We start from the raw sequence: 20,264 nt of genomic DNA on the forward strand, positions 1-20,264 counted from the left end.
TGCGCGGGCGCTCGCGCTGGAACCGTTGAAGCGGCCGGTGAATTGGTGTATCGATATACCGACGCTCGCGGCATCATGGTCGATGGTCAAGCTCTCGACCTGCACTTCGATGGTGCGGCGACCCCAGTCGATCGCAGCGCTTGGTGTCTCTGGTGCACAAGGTGTCCAATACGGCAATAGATCGATAAAATTCTATGGATTGACCCTTGTCTCGGACTGCGGCGCGCGCCTATGCTGAGTTCGTATTGATGTATGTCGAAACGTTCACCTGAAAGACGTGTCGCGGCGGGCAGCCGCGTCTCGAATCTCTGTCCATAAAGGAGCAATCTCATGCGACTCCGAACGAGACGGTTCGCGGTGGCCGCGCTGGCGGCCCTCGCCGCGCTGATCGCCGGCCTGGTCGTCGCCCAGCCGGCGTCCGCGCAGCAGAATCCCTACCAGCGCGGCCCCGACCCCACGGTGCAAAGCGTTGCAGCGCAACGAGGCACGTTCGCCACCGCTGAGCTCACCGTGGGCGGCGGGCACGGATTCAAGGGTGGGAAGATCTACTACCCGACCGACACGAGCCAGGGCACGTTCGGCGCGATCGCGGTGGTCCCCGGCTACACCGCCTCCTGGGCCGCCGAAGGCGCTTGGATGGGCCACTGGCTCGCCTCGTTCGGGTTCGTGGTCATCGGCATCGACACCAACAGCCCCAACGACTGGGACGACGCGCGCGGCACGCAGCTGCTTGCCGCGCTGGACTACCTGACGCAAGCGAGCCCCGTCCGCGACCGGGTCGACTCGACCCGGCTCGGCGTCATGGGCCACTCGATGGGCGGCGGCGGGGCGGTCAACGCCGCCATGCGCCGGCCGAGCCTGCAGGCGGCGGTCCCGTTCGCGCCGGCCTCGTTCTCCCAGAACATGTCCAACGTCTCGGTGCCCACCCTGCTCATGGGCGCGCGCGACGACGGCACGGTCACGCACTCGTCGATCACCTCGCTGTACAACTCCAAGCCCGCCTCGACCGAGGCCGCGTACGTCTCGCTCACCCGCGGCGGCCACGGGTTCCCTACCTGGGGAAACTCGGAGGTGACGCGGCGGGTGATCCCCTGGCTGAAGATCTGGATCGACAACGACACCCGCTACACCCAGTTCATGTGCCCCGGCCTGGCCGACAACACCGGCGTCGCGAGCTACAGCAACACCTGCGGGTTCGAACCCGGCGGCCCGGGCGGACCGGGCGAGCCCGAGGAGGGCTCGATCGTGGGTGCGGCGTCGAACCGCTGCATCGAGGTCCCCAACGCCACGAGCGGGACGCCGGCCCAGCTGTGGGACTGCAGCACCAGCAGGACCGGACAGGCCTGGACCCGCACTGCCGCAGGTGAACTGCGCGTCAACGGCAAGTGCCTCGACGCGGAGGGCTCCGGCACCGCCGACGGCACCAGGGCGATCCTGTGGGACTGCCACGGCGGCGCGAACCAGAAATGGAACGTGAACGCGAACGGCACCATCACCAACGCCCAGTCGGGCAAGTGCCTGGACGCCGACAGCCGCGGCACCGCCAACGGCACGCGCATCATCCTCTGGTCCTGCAACGGCGGCACCAACCAGCGCTGGACCCTCACCTAGCGCAGAGGCCGGCCGAGGCACCGGAGCTCCGGTGCCTCGGCCGCTACGTGGCGTCCGGTGCACTGTTCAGATTGTTCAGGCCCTCGGTGCGGTGGCGACACCGACCGGCGCTTCGCCCGCGGACCGGTCTGAGCACCGGCTCAGCGCAGGTCCGAGCGGCGAGCCGCGGTGATCAGGGTCCAGGCGATGTAAGGGGCGCCGAAGACGCCGGTGACCACGCCGGTGGAGACCGGCCACGGCAGGGCGTGCTGGGCGAGCAGGTCCGCGGTCTGGAGGAGCACCGCCCCCATGAGCGCGGCGGCCGCGATGCTCTGGCCGGCCCGCCGCAGCAGGAGGCGGGCCAAGGGGCCCGCGAGCATGGCGATGAAGGCGATCGGGCCCGCCGCCGCCGTCGCGACGGCGATGAGGACGACCCCGATGCCCAGCACCAGGACGCGGTCGCGCTGGGTGCGGGAGCCGAGCACCAGGGCGGTCGCGTCGCCGAGCTCCAGCGCCCGCAGCACCCGGGAGGCGTACACCGCGGCGGGAATGAAGAGCGCCATGGTGACCGCGAGCAGGGTCAGCGCTTCCGGCGACGCCATGCCGACCGAGCCGACGAGCCAGGTGAGCGCTTCGCGCGCGTCCCGCATCTCGGCCCGGGCGACCAGGTAGGAGGTGATCGACTGCGCGAAGGTGGCCACGCCGACGCCGACGAGGATGAAGCGGTAGGCGGAGATGCCGCGCCGCCAGGCGAACAGGTAGATGAGCATGGCGGTCAGCGCGCCTCCGGCGAGGGCGGCGGTCGGCAGCAGCAGGGCGCTCGAGGCGCCGAAGACGATCGCGGTGACCGTGGCGGTCCCGGCGCCCGCGGTGACGCCGAGGAAGTCCGGCGAGGCGAGCGGGTTGCCCAGCACCCGTTGGAAGAGCGTGCCCGCCGCGCCGAGCGCGAGCCCGATGAGCAGCGCCGCGGCGGCCCGCGGCAGGCGCAGTTCGCGGACGATGAAGACGGTCGACGGCTCGCCGGTGCCGGTGAGGCCGGTGAGGACTTCGACGGGCGGGAGGAGTTCGCCGCCGATGGCGATGGCGAGCCAGAACAGGCCGGCCGCGGTCAGGGCGAGCCCGGCGGCGACCAGTCTGATGCGGCGGTGGGCGAGCACGCGCTGCCCGCTCACGGTGAGGACGGCGGTCATCTCAGAGCTCCACCAGGTTGCGGTAGCGGACGAGCAGGACGAAGGCGGGGGCGCCGAGCACGCCGATGACGACGCCGACCGGGATCTCGCCGCCGGGGAGGACGAGGCGGCCGATGATGTCGGCGCCCAGCATGAGCGCCGGTCCGAGCACCGCCGAGTACGCGAGGATCCACCGGTAGTCGGGCCCGGTGATCAGCCGCGCGGCGTGCGGGACCATCAAGCCCACGAACACGATTGGGCCGCAGGCGGCGGTCGCCGCGCCACATAGGACCGCGACCAGGGCGAACAGGCCCGCCCGGGCGGCGCCGGTGCGCACGCCGAGCCCGCGGGCGAGGTCCTCGCCCAGGGACAGCAGGTTCAGGATCCGCCCGGTGCACAGGGAGAGGACGAGTCCGATGACGAGGAACGGCGCGACCTGCGTGAGCACGGGGAAGTACCGGCCGCCGAGCGCGCCGACCTGCCACATGCGCAGCTCTTCGAGTGCGTCCGGGTCCGCGAGGACGAGCGCCGAGGTGACCGAGCCGCACAGCGCGGTGATGCAGACCCCGGCCAGGGCGAGTTTGACCGGTGTCGCGCCTTCCCTGCCGACCGCGGCGATGACGTACACGGCGACGGTGGTCGCGCCCGCGCCGAGGAACGCGAACCAGACCGAGCCGCTCACCGGCATGGACCCGAACACGAACGCCGAGACCACCACGGCGGCGGCCGCGCCGGCGTTGATGCCGAAGACGCCGGCGTCGGCGAGCGGGTTGCGGGCCAGGCTCTGGAGGATCGCGCCGCTGACGGCAAGGGCCGCACCGACCCCGATCGCGATCAGTGTGCGGGGCAGCCGCATCTCGCGGATGACGGTGGCGTCGGCGCTCGGAGTGGGGTCGGTGAACACCCGGAGGGCCTCGAACGGCGCGACGTCGCGCGAGCCGAGGGTGAGGCTCAGGAGGGCGAGCAGGACGAGCCCGCCGGTCGCGGCGAGCAGGACGCCCGCCCGCACCGATGAGCGGGCCATCGATGCGGGCGGGACCACCGCGGTCGCGGTCACTCCTGGACGAGGTTCTCGTCGGCGCTGCGGATCACCCCGGCGAGGCGGGTCAGCTCGGACGCGTAGTCGCTGTACGTGTGGAGCCAGTACCCGGGCCAGGTCGTGGTCTGGCCCGCCGCGAAGGCGGTGATGCTCGAGGAGATCGGCGCGGCGGCGAGGGTGTCCTCGTTGCCGGGGTGCCAGCGGTCGTCGAACAGCAGCAGGTCGGGCTGGTACTTGTCGGCGTTCTCCATGCTGAGGGTCTCCCAGTACGGGAAGTCCGGGTCCGGGGTTTCGGGATCGATGACGTTGAGCCCCCACTGCTGGAAGTCGAGCAGTTCGGGCGCGTGCTCGGGCACGGCGATCGCGTAGCTGGTGTCGTAGGGGCTGACCGCCAGCGCGGTGAGGCCGGGCTTCTCTGCGGTGGCCGCCTGGAAGTCCGCTACGGCCGCATCGAATGCGGTGCGCGATTCGGCGATCTGGTCGGGGTCGGCGCCGAGGGTCTCGGCGAGTTCGGCGTACCCCTCGATGAGGGTCACGACGGAGTCGCTCTGGGCGGGGCCGACGACGGGGGCGAGTTCGGCGAGCTTCTTGCTCTCCTCCTCGACGCCGGCTTCGAGGCCGCTGTAGGCCTCCTCGACGGGCCACCAGTCGCCGACGATGAGGTCGGGCTGCAGTTCGGCCGCGGCGGCGACGTCGATCTTGCCCCACTCCTCGCCGAGGACCTCGATGCCGGAGAAGTCGACGCCTTGGAGCGAGACGTCCTCTTCGATCGGGTTGCTGGCCCAGATGCCGATCGGCTCGATCCCGAACTCCATCAGTGCCTTCGCCGAGGAGGCCTCGGCGATGATGCGGGTGGGGATCTCGGCGGCGGTGTAGGTCTCGCCGTCTCCGGAGGTGTACGACCAGGCGACCTCGTCGCCGCCGGCATCGGAATCGGATGCCGAGCAGCCGGAGAGCAGCAGTGCCGCAGCGGCTGTGGCTGCGAACAGGGGGCGGCGCATGGGGATTTCCTTCCGGCAAAGTTAGCTTAGGCATACCTTATATGAAGGCGGTTCGCGTGCCCGTCGCCGTGCGCCGGAGTAGTGCCGGATCCCACCGCTCGTCGAAATTGCGGTGCTGACACGAAGGGCCCCAAGCGGAACGCTCGGGGCCCTCGGATCGAGTCGTGACTAGGAGAGGGTCCAGCGTTGGTTGGTGGCGCCGGTGCAGGACCAGAGTTGGACCTTCGAACCGTTGGCTGTGGCGGCCGCCGCGACGTCGAGGCACAGGCCCGACGCGGCATTGGTGATCGTGCCGTTCGCGTTCACGTTCCAGCGCTGGTTCGCGCCGCCGTGACAGGACCAGATGATCGCCGCCGTACCGTTCGCAGTGCCGCCGCCGGAGGCGTCCAGGCACTTCTTCGAACCGCCCGAGTACACCGAGATCTCACCGTTCGCGACCGTCCACTGCTGGTTCGCCCCCGTCCAGCAGTCATAGATCTGCAACTGCGTACCGTTCGTCGTCGACTGGTTCGGCACATCCAGACACCGGTTCGATCCGGTGCCGCGCAGCTGGCCCGAGTCACCGCCGCCCGGGTTGCCGCTCCCGCAGTCGGCGGTCGGGTTGGTGTGGTTCAGCAGCCCGAGCCGGTAGGGGAGCTGCGAGTACTCCATGCCGTTGGAGTTCGGGTTCCTGCCCTGGTAGAGGTAGTCGATGTTGCAGGGGTCGATCTCCATGGTCTGGTTGCCGTCGACGCGGACCGCCTCGCCGTGGCTGATGTCCTGCGTCCAGGACCCTCCTGGGAAGGAGACGTTGGCGGCGCCGGCGAACGGGTTGGACTGGGTGTTGGCCAGCGGGACCCACTCGCTGAAGTTCGCGTCGAGCTTGTTGGAGGTCCAGGACCGGAAGTAGCGGGCGCCGTTGGAGCCGATGCCCTCGACGACGAGCAGGTACTGGCCGGTGTCGCCGAGCTTGTAGACGTTGGTGGCCTCGAACAGGCTCTGGTTCGGGGCCTCCATGAACAGCTCGACGTCGCCGAAGCCGTTCGGGAACTCGGCCACGGTGGTCTGCGCGCGGTAGAACTTCTGCTTGTCGTTGTTGAAGTACAGGTAGCAGTTCACTTCGTCGCAGGCGACCCAGTAGTCGAGGATGTACGACGAGCCGGCGTCGGCGATCCCGTGGTTGGGCATGAAGTTCCGGGGCGCCGAGGCGCTCTGCGGCTGCCCGGGGTGGGTCAGGGTCGAGAACGAGGGCAGACCGGTCTGGTAGATCAGGTACCACTGGTTGTCGGGTTCGAAGTAGAACACCTGCGGGGCGGCGCGGTAGCCGCCGCCGATCGGGGTGCGGGACAGGTGGTACTGCGGGGCCTGCGCGGCTTGGGACCAGTCGGTGAACCCGCCGAAGGAGGTCAGGGACCAGCCGCCGTTGGTGTCGGCGGTGGTGGCGTAGACGTAGTACTTGCCGTCGACCTGGACCACCGACGGGTCCTTGAGCGACACCAGGGTCCGGCCCGGGGCGGTCTGCTGGGGGGCGACCAGCGCGCCGGTCGAAGTCCATTGGAAGGAGGAGGGGAGCGGGGCGGCCTGTGCCGGGGCGGCGCTCAAGGTCGCTGCGGCGAGGGCCGCGGCCAGCGTCGCCGCCAGCAGTGCGATCCACGACCGCCATCGGGTCTGATGCCTCATGGGTTGCCTCTCTGATCAGGTGTCCGGTGTGGTTATCGCTAACAACATCGGGGCTGCGAAAGTTTCGGTCTGACGACCGAAACATGCGATGTACACACAGGATAGGCAGACGATTCGCCACATGTAAATAGATCGATGTGAATTCCCCGGGCCGGAGTCCCGGCGGCGCGCCCGCGGCGGGCGGCGGCGGCCCCGCCTCGCTCGGCGCCACTGTCCTACTTGACGCGATATCGAAACATATCTATAGTTCGAAGACGTAAGTTTCGGATCAATCATCGAAACTTTCGAAAATCTCCTCCTACGACCCTTCCCGCGAGCACCGAAGGACCACCATGATCACCAGTACACCGCGGCGACGGCGCCGCGCCTGGTCGACGATCGCCGCAGTCGCGACCGCGAGCCTGGCCGCCACGACAGCGCTCCTGATGTCCCCGGGGACCGCCCAGGCGGGCACCACCCTCGGCGCCTCGGCGGCCGAGAGCGGCCGCTACTTCGGGGCCGCCGTCTCCACGCAGTACCTGAGCGAGTCCGGGTACGCCAACACCCTTGCGGCCGAGTTCAACTCGGTCGTGGCCGAGAACGCCATGAAGTGGGACGCGACCGAGCCGAACCCGGGCCAGTTCAACTTCTCCGGCGGCGACCAGCTCGTCAGCTGGGCGCAGGCCCGCGGCATGAAGGTCCGCGGCCACACCCTCGTCTGGCACGCCCAGCAGCCCGGGTGGGCCCAGAACCTCACCGGCCAGAACCTGCGCAACGCCATGACCAACCACATCGCGGGCGTCGCGAACCACTACGAGGGCAAGGTCTTCGCCTGGGACGTGGTGAACGAGGCCTTCGAGTGGGACGGCAGCCGCCGGCAGTCGAACCTCCAGCGGCAGCTCGGCAACGGCTGGATCGAGGAGGCCTTCCGCGCCGCGGACGCGGCCGACCCGACCGCCAGGCTCTGCTACAACGACTACGGCACCGACAGCATCAACGCCAAGAGCACCGGCATCTACAACATGGTGCGCGACTTCAAGTCCCGCGGCGTCCCGATCGACTGCGTCGGCTTCCAGACCCACATCGCCCACAACGAGAACCTGAGCACCTACCAGGCCAACCTCCAGCGCTTCGCCGACCTCGGCGTGGACGTGGAGATCACCGAGCTCGACGTCGGCCAGGGCTCCAACCAGGCGGCCACGTACGGCACGGTCACCAACGCCTGCATGGCGGTCGCCCGCTGCACGGGCATCACCGTCTGGGGCATCACCGACAAGTACTCCTGGCGCGACGACAACCCGCTGCTCTTCGACGGCAACTACCAGAAGAAGCAGGCCTACCACACCGTGCTGGCCGCGCTGAACAACGGCAACCCGGGCGGTGGCGGCGGCGAGCACATCACCTCCGCGGCCTCGGGCCGGTGTCTGGATGTGCCGAACCAGTCGACGACGAACGGTACGCAGTTGCAGATCTATGACTGCTGGACGGGGGCGAACCAGCAGTGGACGGTCGCGAACGGTGAGATCTCGGTGTACTCGGGCGGTTCGAAGAAGTGCCTGGACGCCTCCGGCGGCGGCACTGCGAACGGTACGGCGGCGATCATCTGGTCCTGTCACGGCGGCGCGAACCAGCGCTGGAACGTGAACGCGAACGGCACGATCACCAATGCCGCGTCGGGCCTGTGCCTCGACGTCGCGGCGGCCGCCACAGCCAACGGTTCGAAGGTCCAACTCTGGTCCTGCACCGGCGCCACCAACCAACGCTGGACCCTGTAAGCCCTACCCCACACGGATCGCCGCCCGGCCGCGACTAGGTCGCCCGGGCGGCGATCCCCTTGCCCGCCTCAGCCTTCGGGGACCGGGCCCGTCGAGTCGCGGACGGTGAGGGCCGTCGCCAGCTGCAGGTGGCGGGACGCCGGCTTGGCGCCCTTCGCCATCGCCAGGACGGTGTCGACCGCCATGCGGCCCATCCCCGCGAGCGGCTGGCGCACCGAGGTGAGGCCCGGCGCGGTCCACTCGGCCTGCGGCGTGTCGTCGCATCCGGTGACCGACAGCCGGCCGGGGACCTCCACGCCGAGCTCCTTCGCTGCGGCGAGGACGCCGATCGCGATCTCGTCGTTGCCCGCGACGACGGCGGTCGGCGGCTCATCGAGTGCGAGCAGCTCGAGCCCGTGCCTGAAGCCCGCCTCGACCGTGAACGCGTCGTGGCGGATCAGCGCCTGCTCCGGTTCGAGCTCGGCGGCGTCGAGGGCGGCCCGGTAGCCGTGGAAGCGCTCGGCCGAGGGGGCCGAGTTCAGCGGACCGCCGATCCACGCGATCCTGCGGTGGCCGAAGCGGATCAGGTGGTCGGCCGCCGAGCGCGCGCCCGCCCAGTTCGTGGCGCCGATCGTGACGACGCGGGAGTCCGCCATGCCGATCGGGTCGATCATCACGACCGGCAGCCGGGCGTCGCCGGCCGCGTTGAGCACCGCGCTGGGGGAGGCGACCGCGAGCTCGACCATGCCGATGGCCCCTGACGCCTGCTGCCGGACGATCCATTCGCGGGCGGACTCGGCGCTGGCGCCGACCGACGGGTCCGGCGGCAGCCGGAGCAGCAGGTCGGTCTCCGCCTCGGTGGCGGCGGCGAGGATCTCCTGCAGCACGGTGCCCGCGTAGGGGGAGGCCACGAAGTCGAGCACGACCACGATCGCCGGCTTGCGGGGCCGGTCGTGCCGCAGTGTCGTCGGCTGGTAGCCGACCTCTGCGACGACGTCCATCACGTGCTCGCGGGTGCTCGCCGACACATCGCTGCGTCCATTGAGGACTTTCGAGACGGTGGCCGGCGAGACCCCGGCCCGCAGGGCGACGTCCGCGAGGGTGACCTTCTCGGTTCGGGGCTGCCGGCTCACCGGGAATCCTTTCGACGTTCCGAAAACATTTCGATCCTAGCAGCCACGCGCCTGCGATGTACAGCCCGAGGAATCACCAGTTCAGATGCGCATTGACTCGCGGCGTCGCAAACGGTAGCGTCGTCCGCGACCGAATGCTTTTCGAAAACATTTCGAGACAGCGAACCGTGCTCCGAACGAAGTGACACCATGACAAGCGACCCCGCGACCCCGCGACCCCCATCGCCATCGACGGCCGGCCCTGCGACGAGACCGCCCTGCCGCACGTCTGGAGCGAGTGCGTCGGCGCCGGACGGGCGAACGAGGGCCTCCGGGCCGACTGGCAGCGCCAGTTCGCCGAAGCCGTCGACACCCTCGGCTTCAAGTACCTCCGGTTCCACGGCGTCTTCCACGACGACATGTTCGTGTACCGCGAGACCTACGGCGGCGGCTTCGGCCCCGACTCCCCTTTGGACGAACCGGCCTACACGTTCAGCTACGTGGACAAGGTCTTCGACTTCATCCTCGACAGCGGCGCCCGCCCCTTCGTGGAGCTCGGCTTCATGCCCCGCGCGCTCGCCACCCAGACCGAGACCCTGTTCTGGTGGCGGGCGCACTGCAGCCCGCCCAAGGACATGACCCGCTGGGTCGAACTCGTGACCACCACCGTCGAGCACTGGATCGACCGGTACGGGCTCGACGAGGTCCGGCAGTGGCGGTTCGAGGTGTGGAACGAGCCGAACCTCGTGCCCCACTTCTGGACCGGCACGAGGACCCAGTACTTCGAGCTGTACGAGGCCACCGCGGTCGCGATCAAGGAGATCGACCCCGGCCTGCGGGTCGGCGGACCCTCCACCAGCGTCTTCGTCCCCGACGACCGGTACAAGGGCGAGACCCAGGACCGCTCCAAGGAGCACGCCACCGCCGCCGCGGACGACGTGGACGCCCTCGAGTGGCGCCCGGTCTGGATCGAGGAGTTCATGACCTGGTGCGAGCAGCGGCAGGTCCCGATCGACTTCCTCTCGACCCACACCTACCCGACCGACTACGCGTTCGACGCGAACGGCGTGGGCGTGCCGCTCTCCCGCTACATCGACGCCACCCGCGACGACCTCGCCCTCCTGCGCGGGCTCATCGCCGACAGCGCCTACCCCGACGCGGAAGTCCACATCACCGAGTGGTCGACCTCCCCCTCATCCCGGGACCGCATGCACGACACCGTGTTCGCGGCCGCCTCCATCACCCGCTCGCTCCTGCAGTGCGCGACCCTCGCCGAGTCGATCTCCTACTGGGCCTTCACCGACGTCTTCGAGGAAGGCGGCGCCGGCATCGGCCCCTTCCACGGCGGCTTCGGCCTGGTCAACGAGCAGGGCATCCACAAGCCGACCTTCCACGCCTTCAGCATGCTCAACCGCCTCGGCGACCGGCTGCTCCTCTCGACGCCCCACGGCGTGGTCACCCGCGACAGCCGCACCTCGGCGGTCTCGGCCGTGTTCTTCAACTACCCCGACGACATGGGGTCGGACTCCATCGGCTCGGCGAACTCCTACGAGGACACCCGCCACCTCGCCCGGAAGGGCCCGAGCAGGCGGATCCGCCACTCGATCGCCGGGCTCGAACCCGGCACGGCCTTCCTCGTCGAGACCGTCGACTGGGACCACGGCAACCCCGCCGAGGCCTGGTACGCCATGGGCAGCCCGGTCAACCTGTCCCGCAACGAGACCCGGCACCTGGCCAAGGTCGCCGACGCGCTCCTTCGGGACACCCTCACCGTCCCCGAGAACGGCGTCCTCGAAATCGACCTTGAGCTCGCCCCCTGGGCCGTGACGTCCCTGCGCCAGTCGGACTGATTGCGGCTCAACTCTCGCGGCGGGCGGGCGCGGCCCGCACATGCGCGCGCTCGCCCTGCCTGCCGATGAGGCTGAGGAACTCGACCGGGCCGGCGCCGGTCGCACCGAACCAGTGCGGCGTGCGGGTGTCGAACTCCGCGGCCTCACCGGGCTTCAGCAGCAGGTCGTGCTCGCCCAGGACCAGGCGCAGCAGGCCGTTGAGGACGTAGACCCAGTCGTACCCCTCGTGCGTGCGCAGATCCGGCTCCGCGTCGTCCCGGCCCGCCGGCAGCACGAACTTGTACGCCTGGATGCCGCCCGGCCGCTGCGTGAGCGGCAGGACCTGCGCCCCGTCCGGGCTCGTGATCGCGCGCAGGTGCACGCGCGGATCGCCGGTGGGCGGGGCGTCCACCAGCTCGTCCAGCGTGACCCCGTAGGCCCGCGCGAGGGGCAGCAGCTGCTCGAGCGTCGGCCGCCGCAGGCCCGCCTCGAGCCGCGACAGCGTGCTCGCCGAGATCCCGGTCTCCGCCGCGAGGTCCTGCAGCGTGACGTCGCGGCTCTGCCGCAGGCGCTTCAGGCGCGGCCCGACCGCGTCGAGCGTCGATGCCGGATCGTTTCCCATCCCCCCATTTTGCCATTCGGCAAAATTCTTTGCACTTTTTCAGGGCATCGCGGCACCATCGTGCGGTGCCCCGCGCCGGGGCACGAGCCCGCGAGGAGGGACCGATGCACGAATTCGACAGCACCGCCTTCAACCGTGACGCCTGGGAAGAGCGCTGGCGGGCGAGGGGGGCCGCGCCGGCGCCGCCGCCGAACCCGTACCTCACCGCGGCCGCCGCCGAGCTGCCTCCGGGCGCGGCCCTGGACGCGGGGTGCGGGGCCGGAGCAGAGGCGCTCCACCTGGCCGCGGCCGGCTGGCAGGTCACCGCCGTCGACCTCTCGGCCGAAGCCCTCGCCCTCGCGGGCCGGAGCGCGGTGGGGCACCCGGCGGCCGACCGCGTCGAGTGGATCCGCGCCGACCTGGCCACCTGGGACCCGGAATCCCGGTTCGACCTGGTCACGACCCATTACGCGCACCCGGCCATGCCGCACGGCGAGTTCTATGACCGGCTCGCGTCCTGGGTCGCCCCCGGCGGCACCCTGCTCATCGTCGGCCACCTCGCGTCGCCGCCCGGCCAGGGCCATCGTCATCCGGAGGCGGCCTCGACCACCGCCGCGGCAGTGGTCGACCGCCTCGACGGTGCCCAGTGGACGATCGAGACGGCCGCCGAACCCGTTCGGACGGTCGCCGGCCATGCTGCCGAGCTCCACGACGTGGTCGTCCGCGCGGTCAGGCATCGCTGAACCGTTCTGGTGCGAGCCGGTTGCAGCGGGCCCGTTCGGGAGTCGAACCTGGACGATGCCGGCTCCTCGGGCATGGCGATTGGGACCAGCACCGCCACTTCGGGAACTCGCGTTGGTCCGCTCTGCGGCCCCAGCATGCTCCTGAAAGGACCTCAGCGGATCAGCGGAGGTTCCGCCGCCCCGGTCGCCTACGCGACCGAGGCGGCCGGTTCCGCTATCGCTCGTACTCCTGCGGGTCGTAGACCGGCGCGGGCAGTGACGCCGCGAGGGCCACGAGGTCCCCGTGGGCGTATCCGTCGACATCGCCTTCCGCCATCGTGTTGAACTCGACCGCCCAGCCGGCCGGGTCGTACACCGCCACCCAGGTCGAAACGCTGTCGCCGAGCCCCCAGGACCTGGTCACGACCATGCGACCGTCTACTTCGGTCTCTTCGCAGACGTCGTCCTTGTCGTCGCCCGGCCCGCCGCAGTTGAGCAGGTACGCCTCTGCGCTCGACCCCTCGGGAGGGAGGCCCGGCAGCCATCCGCCGGGCAGGTAGTAGCGCACATGGGCGTGCACCGGGTAGCCCGAGGCGTCCTCGAACGGCATCTTGTAGTCGGCCGCGTAGGCGCGTCGACCGGAGTAGCCGGGGTCGGCCTGGTTCGGCTGGAAGGAGGTGAGCTCCACACCCGGGAAGGCTCCGTCGAGGACCGCGGTGGCCGCATCGATGCTGGCATCGGCGTCCGGGGCCGCCTCGGTCTCCCAGTCCTCCGAATAAGGCCAGCCGGGCGGGACTTCGACCAGTCCGGTGATCGGCCGCAGTTCGCTGGTGTCGTACTCGATCTGCGGCATCGCGAGCATCGCGGCACTCAACTGCTCCACCGTGAGGTCGCGGCCCTGCCCCTCGCAGTCCACATCCCATGTGGACTTCAGTGCCGATGCGTTCGGGTAGACGACCACGGCCTCCAGCGCGCAGCCGTGGTCGGCGACGATGAGCGTGCGGCCGTCGTCCAGGTCCTCGCTCGTGAACTCGGGGGCCGTTTCAGACCAGGAGGCCTCGTCGCCGAGGAGGTGCTGGGGGAACACGTCCTCGCCGGTCGGCCCGGGCTCGGCGGTCCACCCGCCCGGCTGCATCGCGGTGACGGTGAAGGAGGACCGGTCGGCCTCCTCGTCGCCGTCGCGGGCGACGTAGCCGCGCAGCTGGACCTGGCCTGCGTTGCCCGGGGTGTTCCAGTCGCTGAACTGGAGCGGGTGGTTGAGATAGCCCAGTTCTGAGAGCGCGCCGAAGTAGCCCAGGTCCTGCTCCGCCATCTCGGCCTCGACGGCGTCCTGCGACGGCATGTCGTACTCCAGCGCCGCCGCGTCCACGAATCCCGCCTCGACCGCGAGGCCGCCGAGCACGTCGTTCGCGGCCTCCTGCAGCTCAGGCTGCGCCACCCCCCAGTCCCAGGTGTCGCTCGGGTAGCCGGCCAGGGCCGGGTCGAACCCGAAGTCCGCGGCCGGGAGCTGCTGCCGCTCTTCGGTATCGGGGCCGGGCAGCCCCGTGACCGAGAAGGCGAGCACGACGGCGACGGCGCAGACGCCCGCGGCGGCCGCTCCGGCGACGGCGGCGCGGTTCCTCCGGCGGGCGCGGTAGCCGTCGCGCATCACCTGCTTGATGTCCAGCGCGGTTCCGGGCGGCGGATCGTCGGGCCTCGCCTCGGCGAACACGGTTGCGACGTCGTCCTGCGGGTTCATCGGGCGACGACTCCTTTCATCTGGTCGTGGTGAGGACGGCGGTCTCGGACAGCGCGCTGCGCAGCTTGTTCAGGCCCCTGGAGGTCTGGCTCTTGACCGTGCCCGCGGAGCAGCCCATGGCCTCGGCGGTCTCGGCGACCGACAGCTGCTCCCAGTACCGCAGGACGAGCGTGGCCCGCTCCCGGGGCGAGAGCAGGTGGAGCGCGCCGAGGACCGTGAGCCGCAGGTCGACCTCCTCCTGTGGACGGTCGACCGCCTGCACCGGCAGCGTCTCCGCGGTCTTCTCGCGCCGCACCCAGGCCAGGCGGCGGTGCGAGAAGAACACATTGGTCACGATGCGGCGGGTGTAAGCGGGGGCGCCGCCTAGCTCGACGCGGTGCCAGGCGGTGAACAGCTTCGTCAGCGCCTTCTGCACGATGTCGTCGGCCTCGTGCCAGTCCCCGCACAGGTAGTACGCGAACCGCTGGAGGCTCTCGCGCTGCGCGAGCGCGAACGCCTCGAACTCGGCCTCGTGCCGTTCCCTGTTCTTCATAGGCCTCTTTCGGATGACGGGTGGGGAGCCCGGTCCCGCCCCCTGCGGTGGATGGAGCGGAACCCGGCGTTGTCAGTACTCCGCGGGGAGGCGTCCCGTTGTCGGTCCGGCGCGAATATTTTCTCAGCCGCGGAGCGGGGTGCGGCGCGCGTGTTTCACCGGGGCCGGCTTCGACCGCGCGAAAGGTCTACGTCCCTTTACCGGACTGGCGGCTAGGCCGACTCGCCGTCGAGGGCGTCCAGTCGCTCCTGGGCCTCGGCCGGGGCGGCGGCGTGGTCGTCCATGTCCGCCCAAGGGTCGGTCTTGCGGGCGAGGCGCCTGCCGATCGCCGCGGTGGTGTAGCCGTCCGGAGTGGAGCGTCCGAGCTCGCTCCAGTCGAGAGGGGTGGCGACCGCGGCGCCGGGGCGGGCCCGCAGCGAGTAGGGCGCGACGAAGGTCTGGCCGTAGCCGTTGCGGTTGGCGTCGAGGAAGATCCGGTCGCCGCGCTGGTTCTTGCGGAACGCGGTGGTCAGCCGCTCCGGGTCGGCGGCGGCGAGCCGGTCGGTGATGCCTCCGGCGAGCGCGCGCACGGCCTGGAAGTCGGCGGAGCGGTCGAGCGGCGCGACCACGTGGTAGCCGCGCCCGCCCGTGGCCTGCAGGAACGGCGTCAGACCGATCGCGGTGCAGAGGTCCCTGGCCCGCCTCGCGATCGAGCGGAGCTCGGCGACCGTGACGCCCGCGGGCGGGTCGATGTCGATCACGAGCCGGTCGGGGCGCTCGATGTCGGGGGCCGTGGCGGTCCAGATGTGGAACTCGATGGCGGTCAGGTTCGCGAGGTACAGCAGCGTCGCGGCGTCGTCGCAGATCACGTAGGGGTCGGACCCTTCGGATCGCTTGTGCGCGATCTCGATCACGTGCATCCAGTCGGGCAGGCCCGACGGGTGCTTCTGGAAGAACCCCTCGGTCCCGATGCCGTGCGGGTAGCGGCGCAGGGTCAGCGGGCGCCCGGCCAGGTGGGGGACCATCGCGCCGGACACGGTGCCGTAGTGGAGGAGCATGTCGCCCTTGCTCACATGGTCGTCCGGGAACAGCTCCTTGTCGAGGCTGGAGACGTTGATGTCGCGGTCGGCGACGTGGAGCACGGTCATCGGCTCGTCTCCCTCACCACGTCGCGGGCGGGCTTGTCGATGCGCTCGCCGCGGTACCGCGGGTGGCGCAGCATCCCGTCGGGCGTCCACTCGCTGAAGCCCACCTGCACCACCGGTTCGGGGCGGATCCAGTGGGCGTGCTTCTCGCGCACCGGGTCGGCGAACGGCTTCTCGTCCTGCGCCAAGGCGTCCATGCGATTGCGCAGCGCGCGCAGGGTGCGCTCGTCGTACCCGGTGCCGACCTTGCCCGCGTACCGCAGCGCCCCGCGCCCGTCGTGGTAGCCCACGAGGAGCGCCCCGAACCCGGCGCGCGAGCCCTGCGGGTCGGTGAAGCCGCCGACCACGAACTCCTGGTCGCGCACGCATTTGAACTTGAGCCAGTCCTTCGAGCGGCCCGCGCGGTACCGCGAGTCCGCGCGCTTGGCGATGAGCCCCTCCCAGCCGCGCTCGCAGGCCTGCGCGAAGAACGCCTCGCCGTCGGTGTTGCGGTGCACCGAGTAGCGCAGCGGGTCGCGGTAGTCGAAGGCCGCGCGCAGGAGGCGCTTGCGGTCGCGCAGCGGCTCCCGTTTCAGGTCCTCGCCCTCGAAGGAGAGGAGGTCGAACAGGTAGTAGTAGACCTCGACGCCGGTGGCGGCGATGCGGGCGGCGCCGGTGAGGTGGATGCGCGCCTGGAGGCGGGCGAAGCTCGTCATCCGGCCGTCGAACGCGACGATCTCGCCGTCCGCGGCGAACCGGGGCCCGCCGAGCGCCTCGAGCGCGTCGACGAGCTCGGGGAAGCGCTCGTCGAGCCGGTTCCCGTTGCGGGACCACAGCTCCGGGCGGCCCCCGTCGCGGGTGGCGAGCGCGCGCATGCCGTCGAGCTTGCGCTCGAACAGCCAGTCGTCCTTGGAGAACCGGCGCTCGGTGAGGCTCGCCTTCATCAGTTCCTGGAAGCCGGTCATGCCAGGTCCCGGTTGGTGCGGCCGGTGAGCACCGACTCGAGCCGGGTCTTGGCGGGCTTGCGGCGGCGGTCGGCGCCCTCGTCGTCCTTCTTGATGAGGATCCAGTCGCGGCCTTCGCCCATTCTGGACAGTGCGAAGCCGCCGCGGACCTTCTCGCCCTCGAGCCAGAACGAGACGTGGCCGTGCTCGACGGCGTCCGCCATCGCGATCGGGCGGCCGCGCTTGGCGGTGGCATTGCGGTAGGTGCCCGCGTCCCAGACGATCATGGTGCCCGCGCCGTACTCGCCTTCGGGGATGCGGCCCTCGAACTCGGCGTAGTCGAGCGGGTGGTCCTCGGTCTGGACGGCGAGCCGCTTGTCCCGCGGGTCGAGCGAGGGGCCCTTCGGCACGGCCCAGGAGACGAGCACGTCCCCGACCTGGAGGCGGAGGTCGTAGTGCAGCCGCCTCGCCTCGTGCCGCTGGATCACGAACCGGTCGCCGTCGCCTTTGCGGCGCCCGCCCGCGGGCTCGCCGGACTTCGCCAGGTCGCGCTTCGCCCGGTACTCGTCCAGCCGATCCCCCCGTGCCATGCGGGCTGAGATACCCGGCCGACGACCCGGCAAAACCGTCGCGCCCGTTCGGTCCACGCCTGGACACCCCCTCTGAACTGGCGAAACACAAGCCGGTTCCGGCCTTGTCCCCAGTTGAGCCGAAGAAAGATCACATATCGCGATCACATGATCACTGTAAGTGCCATGCTGTGGTCATGCCTGCGATCTGGACCGGAGTGATCGCGTTCGGGCTGGTGAGCATCCCAGTCAGCCTGCGGTCGGCGACATCGAGCCACGACGTCTCGATGCACCAGTACCATGCGTCCGACGGCGGCCGGATCCGCTACCAGAAGGTCTGCGAACTCGACGACGAGGTCGTGCCGCCCGAGGACATCGTCAAGGGCGTCGACCACGAGAGCGGCGAGACCGTGCTCATCGCCGACGACGAGCTCGACGACCTGCCGGTGAGCTCGTCCAAGACCATCGAGGTCGTCCAGTTCGTGAGCGGCGACCAGATCGACCCCATCCACTACGAGCGGTCCTACTACGCCGACCCCGGCAAGGCCGCGGCCAAGCCGTACGTGCTCCTGCGCGAGGCGCTGCTCGACTCGGGCAAGATCGCCATCGTCAAGGTCGCGCTGCGCCGCCGCGAGAGCCTCGCCGCCCTGCGGCCCCGCGACGACGTGCTCGTCCTCCACACCATGCTGTGGCCCGACGAGATCCGCCGCCCCGAGGTCGGCGGCCTCGAAGGCGAGGCCCGCAAGCAGGAGCTGGAGATGGCCGCGACCCTCATCGACACCATGACCGGCGACTTCGACCCCGAGGAGTACGAGGACGCGTACCAGGAGGCGCTGCGGGCCCTCATCGACGCCAAGGCGCGCGGGCGCAAGACGCCCTCGAAGTCCAAGAAGGAGGCGCCGAAGGCCAAGGTCATCAACCTCATGGACGCGCTGCAGAAGAGCGTCGAGGCGAAGGAGGGCGGGCGCCGGCCCGCGAAGAAGGCGGCGAAGAAGACCGCCAAGAAGACCGCCAAGAAGGCCGCGAAGAAGTCCGCCCCGCGCAAGCAGACGGCCAAGAAGGCCGCCAAGAAGTCGGCCGCACGCAAGCAGAAGAGCGCCTGAGCGGTGCCCCATGGCCCCGGAACTCCCAGCGACCGCAGCCCTGCAGGACCGGTACCCGCTGCCGGAATGGGTGGTCGACTCCAAGTTCAAGCAGGAGCTGACGCAGGCCGTCGCCGACTCGCTCGCCACTGAGACCGACCGCTGGCCCGACCGCGAAGGCCCCTCGGCCCTGCGGGAGTACGCCGAGCAGGTCACGATGGCGGCCCGCGGCGCCCTCGAGCCCTTCCTGGCCTGGCTCCGCGACTGCGACACCGACGGCTACAGCTACCCCGGGGACGTCCTCGTCTCCTACATCTCCCAACTCACCCTGACCCGACCCGGCGAGACGCTCGAACCGGACCGCTACCGCGACCTCCTGCGCGCCTACCACCGCCACCTCGACCTCCAGGCCCGGAGCTACGGCGCGTGACGGCCACCCGCGGGCATCGGCGGTTCGTCCATATCCGCCGTCGAAACGACCATCGACAGCCACGTCACGACCTCATAAGGTCGAGCACATGCCACCCAAGAGCCGAGAATCGTCCTCCCCGCAGGCGACCGCGATCCCCGCGCACCTCCCCGAACGCCTCGCCATCACCCTCTGGGACTTCTCCTGGTACGTGCGCACCGGCCCCGGCGAGCCCTTCGAAGACCTCGACGCCGCGCTGGCGAAGGCCGTGGACCTCGGCTACAACGCCGTGCGTATCTGCGCGATGCCCTTCCTGCTCTTCAGGTCCGGCCTCGACACCACCGCGCTGCGCCTCGAACCGCTCGGCGGCGACCCGGACGGCTACGGCTCCCGCGTCCGCTGGTACGACGTCCGCCAGACCACCGTGATCGACGCGAAGGCCCACCTCCTCGACCTCTTCCGCGCCGCCGACCGCCACGGGGTGAAGGTCATCTCCTCCTCATGGGAGTACCAGCAGAGCCCCGCCTTCGCGGACGACCCCGCCTGGTACGAGGCGCTGCACGCGGTCGACCCCGAGGACCGGCTCACCGTCCTCGCCGAAGCCCAGGCCGACCTCGTCGACCTGCTCGCCGAGCACGGCCTCGCCCACGTCCTCGCCTGCGTCGAGCCGCACAACGAAGTCCAGATCGGCCACCTCACGGCCGGGCTCCCCGGCGCTGCGGACGCCGTCGTCGAACTCCAGGACCGCCTCGAAGCCGGCATCGCCGCGTTCCAGGCCCGCCACCCCGAGGTGCTCTGCGCCCCGAACTACGGCGGCGTCCCGACCGGGTCCCTGCGGAGCCTGCCGCGCAACGCGACCGCGCTCGCCTTCCACCCGTACGTCTACGGCGTGCTCGACGACCTGATCGAGGAGTTCGGCCTCCGCCGCGACCCCGCCGAGTTCCCGCAGGAGCGCGCCGACGCCGAACTGCTGCGCCCCGGCGCCCCGACCCTCGCCGAGTGGCGGCTGCCGGAGGCGCACGCGTGGAAGCTCAAGGCCTCGATCATGCAGCCCGCCGAGATCTACGTCCACGACTGGTGCGACCCCGAGAAGTTCGACCGCTGGCTCTACGACCACTACGGCCCCCAGCGGATCGCGATGGCGAACCGCCTGCGCGACTGGATCGACGTCGCCGCCGACCACGCGGAACGCCTCGCTGTGCCGCTGTTCTTCGGCGAAGGCTGGGTCGGCTACACGCCCCGCGACGGCCGCTTCGAGGAAGGCCCGGTCGGCGCGCAGCTCTGCCGCGACGCCGTCGCCCACTCGGTGCGGGTCGGCGCCTGGGGCTCGATCGTCTGCTCCAACGCCGCCCCGCAACATCCCATGTGGACCGATGAAGCGCTCCAGCGCGAATGCAACGCCGCCCTGCTGGCACCGGCTAAGTGACGGCAA

General features: G+C 70.5%; 18 protein-coding genes. 7 read left to right on the forward strand and 11 right to left on the reverse strand.

The window, feature by feature from the left end; translation table 11 throughout:
* Positions 1–330 precede the first annotated feature (330 nt).
* Entirely contained in the window at positions 331–1,611 is a 1,281-nt protein-coding gene (locus O2L52_RS00960; RefSeq protein WP_270113413.1) for a poly(ethylene terephthalate) hydrolase family protein, read from the forward strand.
* A gap of 140 nt (positions 1,612–1,751) precedes the next feature.
* Here the strand turns inward: O2L52_RS00960 and O2L52_RS00965 are convergent, their stop codons facing one another.
* From O2L52_RS00965 to O2L52_RS00980, 4 genes are all read right to left on the reverse strand, one after another.
* On the reverse strand, positions 1,752–2,780 hold the full coding sequence (locus tag O2L52_RS00965) for a FecCD family ABC transporter permease (protein ID WP_270113414.1): 1,029 nt from the start codon (positions 2,778–2,780) through the stop codon (positions 1,752–1,754).
* A 1-nt stretch (position 2,781) separates the two neighbouring features.
* Complete coding sequence (locus tag O2L52_RS00970) at positions 2,782–3,816, reverse strand: FecCD family ABC transporter permease (RefSeq protein WP_270113415.1); 1,035 nt, start codon at positions 3,814–3,816, stop codon at positions 2,782–2,784.
* A complete protein-coding gene (locus O2L52_RS00975) occupies positions 3,813–4,799 on the reverse strand; it encodes an ABC transporter substrate-binding protein (protein WP_270113416.1) in 987 nt (328 codons plus the stop codon). The genes O2L52_RS00970 and O2L52_RS00975 overlap by 4 nt, the downstream gene beginning before the upstream one ends.
* Positions 4,800–4,967: 168 nt before the next feature.
* On the reverse strand, positions 4,968–6,458 hold the full coding sequence (locus O2L52_RS00980; protein ID WP_270113417.1) for a non-reducing end alpha-L-arabinofuranosidase family hydrolase: 1,491 nt from the start codon (positions 6,456–6,458) through the stop codon (positions 4,968–4,970).
* Positions 6,459–6,790: 332 nt separating this feature from the next.
* Between O2L52_RS00980 and O2L52_RS00985 the strand changes: the two genes are divergently transcribed.
* Complete coding sequence (locus O2L52_RS00985) at positions 6,791–8,212, forward strand: endo-1,4-beta-xylanase (RefSeq protein WP_270113418.1); 1,422 nt, start codon at positions 6,791–6,793, stop codon at positions 8,210–8,212.
* 68 nt (positions 8,213–8,280) lie between these two features.
* Here O2L52_RS00985 and O2L52_RS00990 read toward each other — a convergent pair whose 3' ends face one another.
* Positions 8,281–9,324, reverse strand: coding sequence for a LacI family DNA-binding transcriptional regulator (locus O2L52_RS00990; RefSeq protein WP_270113419.1), 1,044 nt, complete (start codon positions 9,322–9,324; stop codon positions 8,281–8,283).
* Positions 9,325–9,545: 221 nt separating this feature from the next.
* Here O2L52_RS00990 and O2L52_RS00995 point away from each other — a divergent pair, with 221 nt between their 5' ends.
* Positions 9,546–11,153: a GH39 family glycosyl hydrolase gene (locus O2L52_RS00995; protein ID WP_344474473.1), complete on the forward strand. Its 1,608-nt coding sequence runs from the start codon at positions 9,546–9,548 to the stop codon at positions 11,151–11,153.
* 7 nt (positions 11,154–11,160) lie between these two features.
* Here O2L52_RS00995 and O2L52_RS01000 read toward each other — a convergent pair whose 3' ends face one another.
* Entirely contained in the window at positions 11,161–11,754 is a 594-nt protein-coding gene (locus tag O2L52_RS01000) for a helix-turn-helix domain-containing protein (RefSeq protein ID WP_270113420.1), read from the reverse strand.
* Between the two features lie 104 nt (positions 11,755–11,858).
* On the opposite strand from O2L52_RS01000, the gene O2L52_RS01005 reads away from it, so the two are divergent.
* Entirely contained in the window at positions 11,859–12,476 is a 618-nt protein-coding gene (locus tag O2L52_RS01005; RefSeq protein WP_270113421.1) for a class I SAM-dependent methyltransferase, read from the forward strand.
* Between the two features lie 214 nt (positions 12,477–12,690).
* On the opposite strand, the gene O2L52_RS01010 is transcribed toward O2L52_RS01005, so the two are convergent.
* The 5 genes from O2L52_RS01010 to O2L52_RS01030 form a co-directional block, all read right to left on the reverse strand.
* Positions 12,691–14,193: a hypothetical protein gene (locus O2L52_RS01010; protein WP_270113422.1), complete on the reverse strand. Its 1,503-nt coding sequence runs from the start codon at positions 14,191–14,193 to the stop codon at positions 12,691–12,693.
* Between the two features lie 16 nt (positions 14,194–14,209).
* Positions 14,210–14,725, reverse strand: a complete 516-nt coding sequence (locus O2L52_RS01015; protein WP_270113423.1) for a SigE family RNA polymerase sigma factor — start codon at positions 14,723–14,725, stop codon at positions 14,210–14,212.
* A 212-nt stretch (positions 14,726–14,937) separates the two neighbouring features.
* Positions 14,938–15,852: a non-homologous end-joining DNA ligase gene (ligD, locus tag O2L52_RS01020; RefSeq protein ID WP_270113424.1), complete on the reverse strand. Its 915-nt coding sequence runs from the start codon at positions 15,850–15,852 to the stop codon at positions 14,938–14,940.
* The gene (gene ligD / locus O2L52_RS01025) at positions 15,849–16,793 is read right to left on the reverse strand and encodes a non-homologous end-joining DNA ligase (protein WP_270113425.1); all 945 of its coding nucleotides are present in this window, start codon (positions 16,791–16,793) and stop codon (positions 15,849–15,851) included. Before ligD (O2L52_RS01025) ends, ligD (O2L52_RS01020) begins: the two co-directional genes overlap by 4 nt.
* Positions 16,790–17,362 carry a DNA polymerase ligase N-terminal domain-containing protein gene (locus tag O2L52_RS01030; RefSeq protein WP_270113426.1) on the reverse strand — a complete coding sequence of 191 codons (573 nt, stop codon included), beginning with the start codon at positions 17,360–17,362 and terminating at the stop codon, positions 16,790–16,792. Before O2L52_RS01030 ends, ligD (O2L52_RS01025) begins: the two co-directional genes overlap by 4 nt.
* Positions 17,363–17,538: 176 nt before the next feature.
* On the opposite strand from O2L52_RS01030, the gene ku reads away from it, so the two are divergent.
* From ku to O2L52_RS01045, 3 genes are all read left to right on the forward strand, one after another.
* Positions 17,539–18,444 carry a non-homologous end joining protein Ku gene (ku, locus tag O2L52_RS01035; RefSeq protein WP_270113427.1) on the forward strand — a complete coding sequence of 302 codons (906 nt, stop codon included), beginning with the start codon at positions 17,539–17,541 and terminating at the stop codon, positions 18,442–18,444.
* A gap of 10 nt (positions 18,445–18,454) precedes the next feature.
* A complete protein-coding gene (locus tag O2L52_RS01040; RefSeq protein ID WP_270113428.1) occupies positions 18,455–18,853 on the forward strand; it encodes a hypothetical protein in 399 nt (132 codons plus the stop codon).
* 88 nt (positions 18,854–18,941) lie between these two features.
* A complete protein-coding gene (locus O2L52_RS01045; RefSeq protein WP_270113429.1) occupies positions 18,942–20,258 on the forward strand; it encodes a cellulase-like family protein in 1,317 nt (438 codons plus the stop codon).
* Positions 20,259–20,264: the final 6 nt, after the last annotated feature.

The sequence above is a fragment of the Glycomyces algeriensis genome (assembly GCF_027622855.1).
In the GTDB taxonomy this organism is placed as follows: domain Bacteria; phylum Actinomycetota; class Actinomycetes; order Mycobacteriales; family Micromonosporaceae; genus Glycomyces; species Glycomyces algeriensis.

Coding starts and splice junctions, on each gene's coding strand:
- O2L52_RS00960 (WP_270113413.1), top strand. CDS start 331: ATGCGACTCCGAACGAGACGGTTCGCGGTGGCCGCGCTGGCGGCCCTC.
- O2L52_RS00965 (WP_270113414.1), bottom strand. CDS start 2,780: ATGACCGCCGTCCTCACCGTGAGCGGGCAGCGCGTGCTCGCCCACCGC.
- O2L52_RS00975 (WP_270113416.1), bottom strand. CDS start 4,799: ATGCGCCGCCCCCTGTTCGCAGCCACAGCCGCTGCGGCACTGCTGCTC.
- O2L52_RS00980 (WP_270113417.1), bottom strand. CDS start 6,458: ATGAGGCATCAGACCCGATGGCGGTCGTGGATCGCACTGCTGGCGGCG.
- O2L52_RS00985 (WP_270113418.1), top strand. CDS start 6,791: ATGATCACCAGTACACCGCGGCGACGGCGCCGCGCCTGGTCGACGATC.
- O2L52_RS01000 (WP_270113420.1), bottom strand. CDS start 11,754: ATGGGAAACGATCCGGCATCGACGCTCGACGCGGTCGGGCCGCGCCTG.
- O2L52_RS01005 (WP_270113421.1), top strand. CDS start 11,859: ATGCACGAATTCGACAGCACCGCCTTCAACCGTGACGCCTGGGAAGAG.
- O2L52_RS01010 (WP_270113422.1), bottom strand. CDS start 14,193: ATGAACCCGCAGGACGACGTCGCAACCGTGTTCGCCGAGGCGAGGCCC.
- O2L52_RS01015 (WP_270113423.1), bottom strand. CDS start 14,725: ATGAAGAACAGGGAACGGCACGAGGCCGAGTTCGAGGCGTTCGCGCTC.
- ligD (WP_270113424.1), bottom strand. CDS start 15,852: ATGACCGTGCTCCACGTCGCCGACCGCGACATCAACGTCTCCAGCCTC.
- ligD (WP_270113425.1), bottom strand. CDS start 16,793: ATGACCGGCTTCCAGGAACTGATGAAGGCGAGCCTCACCGAGCGCCGG.
- O2L52_RS01030 (WP_270113426.1), bottom strand. CDS start 17,362: ATGGCACGGGGGGATCGGCTGGACGAGTACCGGGCGAAGCGCGACCTG.
- ku (WP_270113427.1), top strand. CDS start 17,539: ATGCCTGCGATCTGGACCGGAGTGATCGCGTTCGGGCTGGTGAGCATC.
- O2L52_RS01040 (WP_270113428.1), top strand. CDS start 18,455: ATGGCCCCGGAACTCCCAGCGACCGCAGCCCTGCAGGACCGGTACCCG.
- O2L52_RS01045 (WP_270113429.1), top strand. CDS start 18,942: ATGCCACCCAAGAGCCGAGAATCGTCCTCCCCGCAGGCGACCGCGATC.